Genomic DNA, 13,089 nt, shown 5'->3' with positions numbered 1-13,089 from the left:
TGACCAAAGATTCGAAGTATATTTTCTACTCCGATCAAGATTCGAGAGTTCAGGTACGTCGCATGTCGATGCAGCCCACCTCATGTCACGCTGCATTCGCGGCGAGCCGACGCCACTTTCTGACAGCCGCGGTCGGTTCGTTCCTCGCCGGCAGCGTTAGGGCGCAGCCGCACCAGCGCACCGCCGTTGTGGACTGGGCCATGTTCGAGACCCTGCTCGCCCTGGACGTCACGCCCGTTGCCGCAACCGAACTCGTCCAATTTCGAAAAATCGCCGTCGAGCCGACTGTGCCGTCTCAGGTTGCCGATCTGGGCCTGAGAGGCTCACCGAATTTCGAGATGCTGCGCCTGTCCAATCCCGATCTGATCGTCAGTTCGCATTGGTTCTCCTGGATCCAGGATCGCCTCCAACAGATTGCTCCCGTGGCATCCTACGCGGTATACGAGCCCGGCCGCCCTCCCTACGCTCCAGCCGAGCAGATCACGATGACGCTCGGCGAAAAGCTTGGCCGGACTGCGCAGGCGCGGTCCTATATCGATGCAGCGTCCCTCGAGATCGCACGGGCCAGCCGCCGCCTTGCCGAGAGAACGCCACGGCCCGTTTTCCTCATCAACCTTGGTGATGCCCGGCACTTCAGGGCTTTTGGCTATGACAGCATGTTCGGCGACGTTCTCCAGCGCCTTGGGTTGAGGAATGCCTGGGCGAAGCGCACCAGCTATGCCGCGGCGGCACCAGTTCCCCTCGAGGCTCTCGCCGAGGTGCCCGAGGCCTGGATCGTCATCATCTCTCCAGTCCCTCCGGATGCACAAAGCACCCTGCGCGACAGTCCCCTGTGGAAGGCACTCCCGGCGGTCCGTGAAGAGCGCGTCGTGGTGCTCCCATCCATCAATCCGTTCGGCGCCCTTCCGGCGGCGCGCCGTTTCGCACGCCTGCTGACCGGCGCGCTCGCCGGTGCCGGAGGCGGCGTTGATTGAAAGCATGACACATAGACCGTTCACGTTGATGTGGTTCGTGGTGTTTGCCGCCGCCGTGGGTTTATGCGGCTATCAAATCCTGTGCCTTTTCCCGCTGGCGAGCGGACAGAGGTTCGATCTCAACAGCATCCTTCTGTTCAACAGCGTGCTTCCGCGTGCCGTTGTGGCGTTGTTGTCGGGCGCCGCGCTCGGGCTTTCCGGCGCCCTCTTGCAGCAGACCCTGCGCAATCCGATCGCCGATCCGTCGACGCTCGGCATTTCAGCAGGCGCGCAACTTGCCATGACGGCGGCCACCCTATTCGCGCCTGCGCTCATGGATACAACACGTGAGACAGTCGCCCTTGTCGGTGGGCTGACCGTCACGATCATGCTCATGGCTCTGAGCTGGCGGCGTGGGCTCGAGCCGATCACCATCGTTCTTGCCGGAATGGTAGTGTCTCTCGTCGCGATGGCACTGAGTGCGACGCTGATCCTCGCCAATGGCGAATACATGATGTCGCTCCTGATCTGGGGCAGCGGCTCCCTGACTCAGGAAGGCTGGGGCCCGGTCCGGGCACTTGCGTTCACGCTGCTGGTCACCTTCGCGGCTTGTTTTCTCCTGATCCGGCCGCTGGAGCTTCTCGGTCTCGCCGATGAGAGCGCGCGCAGCCTCGGGGTCAATCTTCTGGCCTTACGCCTCGCGACCCTCGCTCTCGCCGTATGGCTCGCGACCACCGTCACGGCTGAGGTCGGCTTGATCGGATTCGTCGGGCTCGCGGCTCCGACGCTGGCTCGGCTGGGCGGTGCCCGCACGCAGCGCGACATTCTCTTGGCCGCGCCGCTCATCGGAGCCGCCGTCCTGTGGCTCACGGACGGTCTCGTTCAATTTACGGCCCATGAATCAGCCGAGATGATACCGACCGGAGTTGCCACGGCTCTCCTCGGAGGACCGCTTCTCCTGTATCTGCTGCCAAGGCTCAACCTGCCCCGCCATGCATCGGTTTCCGGACAGCCCGCGCCCTCACGGCGCATCATGTATCCCACCCCTATGCTAGCGGCGCTCTCGTTCCTTGTCATCGCGATGATCACCTTGGCACTCCTCGTCGGGCGTGGCCCCGACGGCTGGAACCTTGCGACGGGCCGGCTTCTCAGCGACCTTCTTCCGTTTCGCGCACCACGCATCGTCGCGGCAGCGGCTGCCGGGGGCATGCTGGCGGCCGCCGGGATGATCCTGCAGCGCATGACCGACAACCCTCTCGCGAGTCCGGAAGTCCTCGGTGTGAGTGCGGGCGCCGGCATTGGACTCACAGCGGTTCTCTTCACGGTATCGAACGCGACTACGGGCATCCGCCTCGCTGGAGGGGCCGTGGGCGTCGTTGTCGTATTGGGCGCACTCCTCGCAGTCGCCAGTCGGCAGGACCGAAATCCAGAGCGGCTCCTGCTTGGAGGCCTCGCCGTCGGAGCGCTGTGCAACGCCCTTGTCAACGCAGCAATGATCACGGGGGATGTGCGCGCCTTTCAACTCCTCGCCTGGCTCAGCGGCGCGACGAACCATATCACTTGGGCAGAGGCATCGATCACCGTCGCGGTGGCGGCGCTCCTGCTCGGGCTCCTGCCTCTGATCTTCCGCTGGCTTGAAATCATGCCTCTTGGCCCCGATCAAGCGCGGGCGATAGGATTGCCGCTTCGCACCAGCCGGATGGCGCTCACCGTCGTCGCCGCTGGCTTGACGGCAGCCGCCTCGCTTGTCGTCGGCCCGCTGAGCTTCGTCGGTCTTGTCGCACCCCATATGGCGCGGCTGGTCGGGTTCGGCCGTGCGCACCACCAGGTTCTGGCTGCGGTCCTGATCGGCACGGGATTGATGGCCGGAGCCGATTGGCTGTCCAGGATCGCGTCCTTTCCCTACCAGGTCCCTTTGGGTCTCTTCGCTTCACTCATCGGGGGACCGTACCTGGTCTGGCTCCTGCACCGGAACAGATAGACGGAGCACATATGTCCATGGAACAAATGACGACATCAACCACTCTTCGCGCCAAGGCCTCGGTCACGCTCGCACGCCCCGTTCGGATGATGGACAAGCTCTGCGAGCATTTCGTCGAACATGGACGGGTCGACCGGTCCGCACACTCCGCCAGGGTGGAATTCGAATACGGCACTGCGTTAGTGGAAGCGCGTGACGACGCTCTCTACCTCCTTGCGGAAGGGCCTGATGCAACGGGTCTCGCATATGTCAAATGGAGCCTGGCGGAGCACATCATCGGCTTCGTCGAGGGGGAGAGCCCCCGCATCGCCTGGGAAGGAGATGGTCAGGCCGGAACGCCGCTCCCGTATTTTCGTGAGATGCACGTCGTCAACGCGACCAATGTCACCCCGCGCATGCGCCGGGTGCGTCTCAAGGGGCGCGATCTCGCACGTTTTGCAACGGGCGGCATGCATGTTCGGTTGCTTTTTCCTCCGAGCTCCGGACGTGCTCCCTCATGGCCCGTGATGGGCGAGGATGGGCGGCCCGTCGGGCCGCGCGGCGAGGATCGGCCGGTGATGCGGATTTATACGATCCGCGAGATCGATGTGGAGCGAAACGAGATTGAGATCGACTTTGTCCTGCACGAAGGAGACAACACGCCCGGCTCTACCTGGGCTTTACAGGCTCGTCCCGGCGATACAATCGGAATCATGGGTCCAGGTGGCGGCGAACTGCCCGCGGCCGACTGGTACCTTTTCGCGGGAGATGAGACGGCCCTCCCGGCCATCAGCCGCATCTTGGCGGAACTGCCCTCCGAATGCAGAGCGACCGTGCTTCTCGAAGTGGAGGATGCCAGCGAGGAGCAGCCTCTCTGCTCCAGGGCCGCACTGGACATTCGCTGGATGCACCGGAACGGAGCTCCCGCGGGAACGACGTCCCTCATCGAGGATGCCGTACGCGCGATCGACGTGCCTTCGGACGAGCGCCGCCGCTTCATCTGGGCCGGCTGCGAGCAGAAGAGCTGCCGATGTCTCAAGAGGCTCCTGCGTCAGGAATGGAAGATCCCGACCACGGAGCACCAAGTCGTTGCCTATTGGCGCGCTGGACATTCGGCCGATCAGGTTGAGCATTGACGGAGAGCCGCAACAGATCTTTCTGCTGCGGCTCACCTTGAGGCGAGCGCCAGGGGACTTATGCGGCTTTGACGCCGGACAAGAAGTGATCGACCTCCTGTCCGAGGCTGGCGGAATGCCGCGCCAGTTCCTGGGCAGCCGCGAGAACCTGGGTTGCTGCTGCTCCCGTGTCTCCAGCAGCCTGGCGAACCTCTCCGATGCTGCCCGTGACGACCTCGGTGCCGCGGGCCGCCTCGTGGACATTGCGCGAGATCTCAGCCGTGGCGGCCCCCTGCTCCTCCATGGCGGCCGCGATCGCCACCGAGATCTGGGACATCTCGCCGATCGTGCCTGCGATCGCCTGGATGGCCTGCACGGCCTCGGCGGTGACCTGCTGAACGCTGGCAATCTGGCCCGAAATCTCCTCGGTGGCCCGCGACGTCTGGTTGGCGAGCTCCTTCACCTCGCTTGCCACCACGGCGAAGCCCTTGCCGGCCTCGCCCGCGCGCGCCGCCTCGATGGTCGCGTTCAAGGCCAGTAGATTGGTCTGAGACGCAATGCTGTTGATGAGTTGCACGACGTGACCGATTTTGTCGGCAGAACCCGCGAGCATCTGCACGATTCCGTTGGTACGCTGCGCATCCGTCACGGCTCGTTCCGCAATGCTCGACGACTGAGCGACCTGTGCGGAGATCTCGCGGATCGAGATCGACAACTCCTCCGTTGCGGCTGCGACTGTCTGCACGTTGGCGGAGGTTTGCTGCGACGCCGATGCGACGCCGACGGACTGGTGCGTGGCCTTGTCGGCAACCGCGGTCATGGATTGGGCGGTCGATTCCAGGTCGGATGCGGACACGGACAGGCGACGGGTCAGGGACGAGACCTTCTCCTCGAAGTGCTGCGTGAGTTTGTCCAGCATCTGAGCGCGACGCGTCCTTGCCTCCTGCTCGAGGGCCGCCACTTCAGCTGCCTGCCGCTGTGCGATCAAGCCGCTCCTGAAGACCTGCAGGGACTTGGCCACCGCACCGATCTCGTCGCCGCGATCCTGATAGCCGATGGTGCTTTCGAGATCCCCTTCTGCCAACATCTCGACGCGGAGGGTTATCGCCTTCAGTGGCCGGAAAAGGCGCGTGGCGATCAGCAGAGCGCCAATGCACGCGAGGATAGCAATCGCACCGGCTGCAATCGTCAGCATCGACATTGTTGATGAATAGGCGTCATGGAGATCGGCAACCGGCACGCCGACATAGAGAATGCCATTGACCTTGCCGGTCTTGTCGAAGGTCGGCTGATACGCGGTGTAGAACTGAGTGCCGAAGAGCACGGTCGGGCCGTAATAGGGCTCTCCACGGCGGACATGAGCCTGGGCCGGACTGTCGGGAGCCAGGGCCGTTCCGACCGCCCGTTCGCCGTTTTCCTTCTTCACGGTTGTCACGCGGCGGATGAACGCATCCTGGGTTGCGTCGAAGGTGAAGATCGTGGCGTTCCCGCCGACATAAGACACGGAATCGTCGACGACCGCGAAATCTCTGAATTCAGTCAGCGGGGGGCTCACGATGCGAGCGACCCGTCCTTGCTCGGTCTTGACCTCGGCACCGGACACCCGAGCAGCATAAACCAGAGAAAGGCTGCGCAGATATTGTTCGGCCTTCTGCTGCTGCTGCACTTCCAGATCGGACCAGACCTGTCGGGAGGCCGCAAACCACATGGTTCCGGCCGTCGCGAAAATGATCACGGCGACGAGTGCCATGATCTTCATGGATAACGTAACACTTTTCAGCACTGAGGAGCCCCACTTTATTGTGATTTGCTCCGCGATACATCAGGGCTGGTTAATGCTGACCTACTTTAGTATGAGTATATTTACCTGTTTCTCAGAATGTCGGCGAATTCGCACCATGTTGCTATGAGTGGGCTTTGTAGCGCATCGCTCATGCAGCGTATTTGCTGCGCAGATAGTGAAGGTAAGGGCCTGGATCGAGCGGGCGACCCGTTTCACGCTCCAGCAGTTCGTCACGCGTAAAGCGGCGACCGTGCTGCCAGATCCGGGTGCGCAGTTCGTCTGCCAGGATCCCATAATGTCCGGCCGTGATCGCATCACCGAGAGACGGATTACGACCACACAGGGTGTCCATCACCTGAGCGCCCATAACATTTCCGATGGTATAGGTCGGGAACGAGCCGATATAGCCGGTGGACCAATGCACATCCTGCAGGACGCCGCGGGCATCGTCCGGTACCACAAGGTCGAGATCACGCCTGATCGCCGCGTTCCAGGCTTCTGGTAGATAGTCGACCGCAAGCGAGCCGTCCATGAGCGCGCATTCGATATCCGCGCGCAGCATGATGTGGAAATCATAAGTCAGTTCATCGGCCTCGACGCGAATGAAACCGGGCTCGACGCGCGTGACGGCGCGATAGAACTCGTCTGCGCTGACATCGCCAAGCTGATCCGGAAAATGCTTCCGCAGATCCGAGAAGTGCCTCTGCCAGAACGTCTGGCTTCGAACGATGTGGTTCTCCCAAAGGCGCGACTGGGATTCATGGGCTCCAAAGCTCGTTCCTCCGACTGCATAGAGACCAACGAGGTCAGTCGCCAGTGTCGTCCGGGTATGAGCCGCATCGACCCCCTGCTCGTAGAGACCGTGTCCGGTCTCGTGAGCGGTGCCGAAAATGGAGGCTGGCAGGTAGTTGCGGTTGTAGCGGGTCGTGATCCGCACGTCGTTGCGGGTGAACGACACTTCGAACGGATGGACGGTGGTGTCCAGACGCCCGCGCCGGAAGTCATAGCCAAGCCTCTCCGCGAGGCTCAGGCCAAAGGCTCTCTGCCCTTCCTCCGGAAAATCGCGGAACAGGAAGTCAGAGCGGGGTTGAGGACGAGCCCTTGCGGCATCCAGGATGGGCTGAAGCCCGGCCCGCAATGTCGTGAACAGCTCTTTCAGGCTCGCTGCGGTCTCGCCAGGCTCGTAGATAGACACCATGGCGTCATAGGGGTGCTCATTCCAGCCGATGCAATCGGCATAGGCCCGGGATAGCGCAATGGTCCTGGCAAGATAGGGCGAGAAAACAGCGAAGTCGCTCTTCGATCGGGCGTCGATCCAGGCCGCCTGCGCGACTGTGCGAAGAGCCGCCCGCTCCTGGATCAGAGAGACCGGAACACGCTTATGGTGCTCCACCGCCTGACGGGTCTGCTGCACCATGCGTCGTTCGGCAGCGTCCTGCCCGAAGCCTTCCGTCGCCCGCTCGGCCTCCTCTAAGGCTTTCTCTGTTTCGGGCGCAAGGAGCAGATCGCGAGCAAGCCGGGTCAGCGTCGCGATCTGGAGGCCTCGGGTTTCCGCTCCATCTGTGGGCATCATCGTGCGGGAATCCCACGTGAGCACCGATACGGCATTGAGCACATCGTTAACGGCGGCAACGCGTTCCTGGAGCGCTGCGAGAGAAGCTTGCTGGGTCATGTCTGTCGAACTTCTCGATTATTCCGTGCCGCCGGTGTTGAGATGACAGGCGGAGAACCGGCCAGGAGCGATCGCGGCCAGCGCGGGCGCCTCGCGCTTGCACCGGGGCCCCGCAAGGGGGCACCGCGGATGGAAATGGCATCCGCTCGGTGGGTGAAGCGGGGATGGAATTTCGCCGGCGATCGGGCGAAAATCCTTCCGACCCACGCCGATGCGGGGCACGCTCTCGAAGAGTGCGCGCGTATAGGGATGGTTCGGGCTGGCATAGAGTTCGGCAGTCGGCGCCAGCTCGACGATGCGGCCGAGATACATGATCGCGACCCGGTCCGAGACATGACGCACGACGCCGAGATCGTGGCTGATGAAGATTCCCGTCAGATCCAAATCTCGACGCAGGTCCATGAACAGATTGAGCACCTGCGCCTGGATGGAAACGTCGAGGGACGCCACGGGCTCGTCAAGCACCAGAAGGTCGGGCTTCATGGCAAGCGCACGGGCGATGGCAATGCGCTGGCGCTGACCACCGGAGAACTGATGCGGGAACCGCCTGCGGTAACCGGGATCGAGTCCAACGCGCCCGAGCAGATCCGCCACGTAGTCATCCGCCTCGCGGGACTTCACGATGCCGTGCGCCACCGGGCCTTCTGCCACCGTATCGCCGATCCGGATACGCGGATTGAGGCTCGCGAAGGGATCCTGGTGGATCATCTGGACACGCGTCGTCAGCTTCTGCGTGCGCCGTCCCTGCGCCTTCGCGACAGGCGTCCTATCGAACAGGATCTTGCCGTCGCTCGGCGTGTAGATCCCGGCGATCATCCGACCAAGCGTGGATTTCCCGCAGCCGGACTCCCCGACGAGGCCCACGACCTCGCCCTTGGCAACCGTGAGACTGACATCGGTCACCGCGCGCACGGTCTCGGCTTTCGGCCCGGCACCGAGAAGTCCGGCGATGCGCTCCCCGAGATTCGGATGCTTTACGAAGCGCTTCGATACGTGTGCGACGTCAAGGAGTGCGGCTGGCATGAAATGGGCTCGATCGGGTAATGACAGAGGGCGGTACGTCCGTCCTCGAAGGTCTGAACAGGCGGTGTCGTCGTGCAGGCGGGTCCCGCCTTGGCGCACCGAGGCGCAAAGGCGCAACCGGGTGGCAGGTTAGCCAGCGAGGGCGTCGATCCGGGAACCTGAGGAAGCTTGGTTCCAGGCTTATGCTCCGCGGGCACGGACGCCAGAAGACCGGCCGTATAGGGATGGCGCGGCGACGCGATTACCTCGGCGGCCGGCCCGCTTTCCACCACCTTCCCGGCATACATGACACAGATGTCGTCCGCGAGGCTCGACACCACTGCGAGGTCATGGGTGACCCAGACGAAAGCCGTTCCGGTCTGGTCGGCGAGGCGTCGCACTTCCGCCAGGATTTGACCTTGGATGGAGACGTCGAGCGCTGTCGTCGGCTCGTCCGCAATGATGACCGCGGGGCTATGCAGGAGCGCGATGGCGATGGCCACCCGTTGACGCATGCCGCCGGAGAGCTGGTGCGGATAGGAGTCGAGACGCTCCTCGGGGCTCGGAATGCCCACTTTGGCGAGGGCGTCGCGTGCTCTCGCGCGTGCCGCCTTGCGTGAGGCCCTGTCGTGAGCCCTCACTGCCGCGATCATCTGCGTTCCGATCTTGAGGACCGGATTGAGCGTCATCATCGGGTCCTGGAAGACCATGGCGATCTGGGCGCCGCGAACTTGACGCATGGCCTCGCCTCTCAGGCGCGTGAGGTCCTTTCCGTTCAGGAGAACCTCGCCGCCCGCGATCCTGCCGGGCGGCTCGACCAGGCCGAGAATGGAGTAGCCCGTGACGCTTTTGCCCGATCCCGACTCGCCGACAAGCCCAAGAATGCGGCCACGCCCGACTTCGAAGCTGACGCCGTCGACGGCCTTCAGCACCCCAGCACGGGTCTGGAACTGGGTCTGAAGGTCTTTGACACGAAGAACCGCGTCGCTCATCGGCTGCGCCTCGGATTCAGAACGTTGCGGACCTGATCGCCCACCAGATTGATCGCCACGACGGTCAGCATGAGGGCAATTCCCGGATAAATCGAGATCCAGTAGCGCCCCGACAGCAGGAACTGGAATCCGTTGGAGATCAGCGAGCCCAACGACGGCTGCGTGATGGGAAGCCCGAGTCCCAGGAAGGACAGCGTCGCTTCGAGGGCGATGGAGTTCGCCACCTGGACGGTTGCGACTACGATTAGAGGTGGCAAGGCATTGGGCAGGAGGTGGCGGAAAAGGACGTGGCGGGCTGGCAGCGGGGTCGAGAGCGCTGCCTCGATGTAGTCCTTGCGCCTCTCCGCGCTGGCCGCACCGTGAGTCGTGCGGGCGAAATAGGCATACTGCGCGGCGACCAGTGCAGCGACGAGCTGCATCAGCCCCTGCCCTAACATTGCCACGAGAACCAGTGCAAGCAGGATCGCCGGCAGCGAGAGCTGAAGGTCGATAACGCGCATGATGAGCGCCTCGATGCGGCCGCCGTAATAGGCTGCAATGAGACCGACCGTCGTGCCGAGAACGAGCGCCAACGTACCGGCCATGACACCGACGATCAAACTCGTGCGCAGCCCGTACAGGATCGCAGAAAAGATGTCGCGGCCCGCGGCATCCGTGCCAAGCCAGTGGACATAACCGCCGGACCCGACTTCCCCGGGCTCGAGACGAGCATCGAAGAGATCGAGGGCCTCCTGGTTGTAGGGATCCTGCGGCGTCACGAACGGCGCAAGAACAGCCATGAGAACCACGACGACGACCACGATCAAGGCCGCGACGGCGACCGGGCTTTGCCGGAAATCCGACCAGAAGTTGGAGATCCGGCTCCAGCCGGTCTCGGCGGGTAACGGGAGAGCGGAAGAACTGCTCATGACGCCGCCTTTACACGAATGCGCGGGTCTAGCTGGCCATAGACTAGATCGACGACGAGATTGATCATCACGAAGAGGAACACGACGAGAATGAGGTATGCAACCATGACAGGACGGTCGAGCACGGTGATCGAATCGATGATCAGTTTGCCCATGCCAGGCCAGTTGAAAACCGTTTCCGTCACCACCGCGAAGGCAAGTGTGGAGCCAAGCTCCAGACCGAAGACGGTCACAATGGGGATCGAGATGTTCTTGAGCACGTGAAGGCCGACGACCTTGCTCTCGGACAATCCCTGGGCCCGGGCGAAGCGCACGTAGTCGGAGCTCATCACTTCGGCCGTGCCTGCCCGTGTCAGTCGGATCAGGAGACCCAGCTTGAACAGCGCCAGATTGAAGGCTGGCAGGATGATGTAACTCCAACCTTCCAAAGAGGTGATCGACAGGTTCATGCCGAGCACGTGGGTGGTCGGGCCGCGCCCGCCCGACGGAAACCAACCGAGTTCGACCGCAAAGGCCATGATCAGCAGAAGCCCGACCCAGAAGCTCGGAACGCTAAAACCGAGGACCGAGAATGCCATGATCGCCTTGGCGGAGAGCGACTCCGGCTTGTAGCCTGCCCATAAGCCCAGCGGAATGCCGAGACAGGTGGCGATCAGCATCGCGGTCAGCGCAAGCTCCAGCGTCGCCGGAAATCGCGACCATATCAGGTTCAGAACGGGCAGCCGGTAGATGAACGATTCCCCCAGATCCCCATGCAACATGTTGCTCATGAAGACGAAGTATTGCTCGTACAGGGGCAGATCGAGGCCGTAGCGCTGGATCAGGGCCTCACGCAACGCCTGGTCGGATGCAGGATCGATCATGACGTCGATCGGGTTGCCGATGGCATAGACGCCCAGGAACACGATGATCGACATGGCAATCACGACCATGAGCGCCTGAAGGACCCGCTGAATAAGAAAACCAATCATGCTGTCTCGTGCATGGTGCCAGGATGTTGTGAAGTCAGGGACGAGGTGCTCAATGCTCCGGGGTGAGCATCAATCTAAAATACAAGGAGGTTAGAGTTACCTCGGGAGAAGGCGGCCGGCTGATGCCGACCGCCTGTGGATGCGATCAGCTCTTCGGCTTGATCTCATAGGCCAGGGTCTCCTGGTCGACGCGCGGAGGAATGGCGAGCATGCCCTTCTTGGCGGCCCAGACAGTCTGGATCTGAACTGTCGGGATCAACGCGCGATCGTTCATGGAAACTTCCGTCACCTTCTCGAAAAGTGCGCGGCGCTTCGGATCATCCATGGTGCGCGCGCCCTCCTCCAGCAGCTTGTCAACCTCCGGATTGGAGTAACCCTGCTTGTTGAACGCGCCGAGGCCGAGTTGGGGATCCGCCGTATGAACGAGCGATCCATACGTATAGCTCGCCTCGCCGGTCAGCGTGCCCCAGCCACTCATCCATAGGGAGAATTCGCCCTTTTGTTGCGCCGGGAAGAACACGGTTCCATTGAGCGCATTGGCATTCACCTTCAGGCCGGCGCGGGCCCACATCTGCGAGAGCGCCTCGCACACCGCGCCGTCGCCCGGGAGACGATTGTTGGTGCAGTGGAAATCGATCTCGAAGCCTTTCGGATAGCCGGCATCGGCAAGAAGCTGCTTGGCCTTTGCCAGATCGTAAGGACGCTCCGGCAGATTCTTGTTGCCGCCGAAGAAGCTGGCGGGCATCAACTGGTTGGCCGGGCGCCCCAGGCCTTCCAGCACGACGCGAACCAAAGTCTTGCGGTCGATTGCAAGGTCCATGGCCTCACGCACCTTGGGATCGCGCAACGGGTTTGCATCGATCTCCTTACCGTCGACCTTCACCTTCCTCGGCAGCGTCTCTTTCACATTCGGCGTGAGATTCAGGAAATAGACTGAATCGGCCACGAACGTATCGACGGACTTGTCCTTTTGCATCGCAGCATAATCGGTGGCCGGCACGTAGTTCACTAAGTCGACCTGACCCGACTTCAGGGCAGCCATGCGGGCAGGATCGCTTGGGATTTCCTTGCGAACAACCTTCTGCCAGGGCTGCTTCTCGCCCCAGTAGCCGTCGAAGCGCTCCAGGACGAGATCGCCCTTCGGCTCCCATGAGACGAACTTGTAGGGACCTGTCCCGATGGCGGCCTTGCCCGAATTGAACTGCTCGTTGCGAGCCTCCATCCCGACATTCTTCGATACCACGAAGAGGCGTATGAAATCGTTCGGCAGGGTCGGCGCCGGAGCTTTGGTCTTCACGTGCAAGGTATACTTGTCGGCGACTTTCGCCTCCGCAACCTGCTTCGTGTAGATCGTCATGCTCATGGGGCCGGTGACGACCGGAATGCGATCAATTGAGAACTTCACGTCCTCAGCGGTTAGCTCCGATCCATCATGGAATTTCACGCCTTCGCGGATCTTGAACTCCCAGGTCGTGTCGTCAATCGGCTTCCACGACGTCGCCAGACCGGGTTTCAGACCCAAGTTCTCGTCCGACATGACGAGCGTATCGAAGATATGGCGCAGCGCTTCTGCCTGACTGCCGAGAGTCGACCAATGCGGGTCGATCGAGTCCGGCCCAGCCCGCAGGCCCATGGTCAGCGTTTGAGCGGAAACCGAGCCGCAAAGAACGGTCCCGAGGACGAGAGCGGCAACGAGCGATCCACCAAGCTTGAAGTTTTGTTTCACTTCACTT

10 protein-coding genes are annotated in these 13,089 nt (G+C 62.3%); 3 read left to right on the top strand and 7 right to left on the bottom strand.

The features are described 5' to 3' along the window. Window positions 1-68 precede the first annotated feature (68 nt). Genes HPT29_RS11660 through HPT29_RS11650 form a run of 3 tightly spaced genes read left to right on the top strand, consistent with a single transcriptional unit; the run spans window position 69 to window position 4,049 of the window. Window positions 69-974 carry an iron-siderophore ABC transporter substrate-binding protein gene (locus HPT29_RS11660; protein WP_173950552.1) on the top strand — a complete coding sequence of 302 codons (906 nt, stop codon included), beginning with the start codon at window positions 69-71 and terminating at the stop codon, window positions 972-974. Between the two features lie 4 nt (window positions 975-978). After that, window positions 979-2,934, top strand: coding sequence for a Fe(3+)-hydroxamate ABC transporter permease FhuB (gene fhuB, locus HPT29_RS11655; protein ID WP_259060578.1), 1,956 nt, complete (start codon window positions 979-981; stop codon window positions 2,932-2,934). A 26-nt stretch (window positions 2,935-2,960) separates the two neighbouring features. Next, window positions 2,961-4,049: a siderophore-interacting protein gene (locus HPT29_RS11650; RefSeq protein WP_173950299.1), complete on the top strand. Its 1,089-nt coding sequence runs from the start codon at window positions 2,961-2,963 to the stop codon at window positions 4,047-4,049. A gap of 58 nt (window positions 4,050-4,107) precedes the next feature. Here the strand turns inward: HPT29_RS11650 and HPT29_RS11645 are convergent, their stop codons facing one another. The 7 genes from HPT29_RS11645 to HPT29_RS11615 all read right to left on the bottom strand — a co-directional run bounded on the left by HPT29_RS11645 (window position 4,108) and on the right by HPT29_RS11615 (window position 13,082). Beyond that, on the bottom strand, window positions 4,108-5,778 hold the full coding sequence (locus tag HPT29_RS11645) for a methyl-accepting chemotaxis protein (RefSeq protein WP_259060577.1): 1,671 nt from the start codon (window positions 5,776-5,778) through the stop codon (window positions 4,108-4,110). Window positions 5,779-5,959: 181 nt separating this feature from the next. After that, window positions 5,960-7,483, bottom strand: a complete 1,524-nt coding sequence (locus HPT29_RS11640) for a carboxypeptidase M32 (RefSeq protein WP_173950297.1) — start codon at window positions 7,481-7,483, stop codon at window positions 5,960-5,962. Window positions 7,484-7,501: 18 nt separating this feature from the next. Beyond that, window positions 7,502-8,506 carry an ABC transporter ATP-binding protein gene (locus HPT29_RS11635; protein WP_173950296.1) on the bottom strand — a complete coding sequence of 335 codons (1,005 nt, stop codon included), beginning with the start codon at window positions 8,504-8,506 and terminating at the stop codon, window positions 7,502-7,504. After that, complete coding sequence (locus HPT29_RS11630; RefSeq protein ID WP_173950295.1) at window positions 8,458-9,477, bottom strand: ABC transporter ATP-binding protein; 1,020 nt, start codon at window positions 9,475-9,477, stop codon at window positions 8,458-8,460. Before HPT29_RS11630 ends, HPT29_RS11635 begins: the two co-directional genes overlap by 49 nt. Next, entirely contained in the window at window positions 9,474-10,385 is a 912-nt protein-coding gene (locus HPT29_RS11625) for an ABC transporter permease (protein ID WP_173950294.1), read from the bottom strand. The genes HPT29_RS11630 and HPT29_RS11625 overlap by 4 nt, the downstream gene beginning before the upstream one ends. Further along, window positions 10,382-11,356 (bottom strand): ABC transporter permease, encoded by a 975-nt coding sequence (locus HPT29_RS11620; protein WP_173950293.1) that lies wholly within the window; start codon window positions 11,354-11,356, stop codon window positions 10,382-10,384. Before HPT29_RS11620 ends, HPT29_RS11625 begins: the two co-directional genes overlap by 4 nt. Before the next feature lie 145 nt (window positions 11,357-11,501). Beyond that, window positions 11,502-13,082: an ABC transporter substrate-binding protein gene (locus HPT29_RS11615; RefSeq protein ID WP_173950292.1), complete on the bottom strand. Its 1,581-nt coding sequence runs from the start codon at window positions 13,080-13,082 to the stop codon at window positions 11,502-11,504. Window positions 13,083-13,089 lie beyond the last annotated feature (7 nt).

The organism is Microvirga terrae (genome assembly GCF_013307435.2).
Classification (GTDB): Bacteria; Pseudomonadota; Alphaproteobacteria; order Rhizobiales; family Beijerinckiaceae; genus Microvirga; species Microvirga terrae.
This window is presented reverse-complemented; position numbering and strand designations above follow the sequence as displayed.

Coding starts and splice junctions, on each gene's coding strand:
- HPT29_RS11660 (WP_173950552.1), top strand. CDS start 69: ATGCAGCCCACCTCATGTCACGCTGCATTCGCGGCGAGCCGACGCCAC.
- fhuB (WP_259060578.1), top strand. CDS start 979: ATGACACATAGACCGTTCACGTTGATGTGGTTCGTGGTGTTTGCCGCC.
- HPT29_RS11650 (WP_173950299.1), top strand. CDS start 2,961: ATGACGACATCAACCACTCTTCGCGCCAAGGCCTCGGTCACGCTCGCA.
- HPT29_RS11645 (WP_259060577.1), bottom strand. CDS start 5,778: ATGGCACTCGTCGCCGTGATCATTTTCGCGACGGCCGGAACCATGTGG.
- HPT29_RS11640 (WP_173950297.1), bottom strand. CDS start 7,483: ATGACCCAGCAAGCTTCTCTCGCAGCGCTCCAGGAACGCGTTGCCGCC.
- HPT29_RS11635 (WP_173950296.1), bottom strand. CDS start 8,506: ATGCCAGCCGCACTCCTTGACGTCGCACACGTATCGAAGCGCTTCGTA.
- HPT29_RS11630 (WP_173950295.1), bottom strand. CDS start 9,477: ATGAGCGACGCGGTTCTTCGTGTCAAAGACCTTCAGACCCAGTTCCAG.
- HPT29_RS11625 (WP_173950294.1), bottom strand. CDS start 10,385: ATGAGCAGTTCTTCCGCTCTCCCGTTACCCGCCGAGACCGGCTGGAGC.
- HPT29_RS11620 (WP_173950293.1), bottom strand. CDS start 11,356: ATGATTGGTTTTCTTATTCAGCGGGTCCTTCAGGCGCTCATGGTCGTG.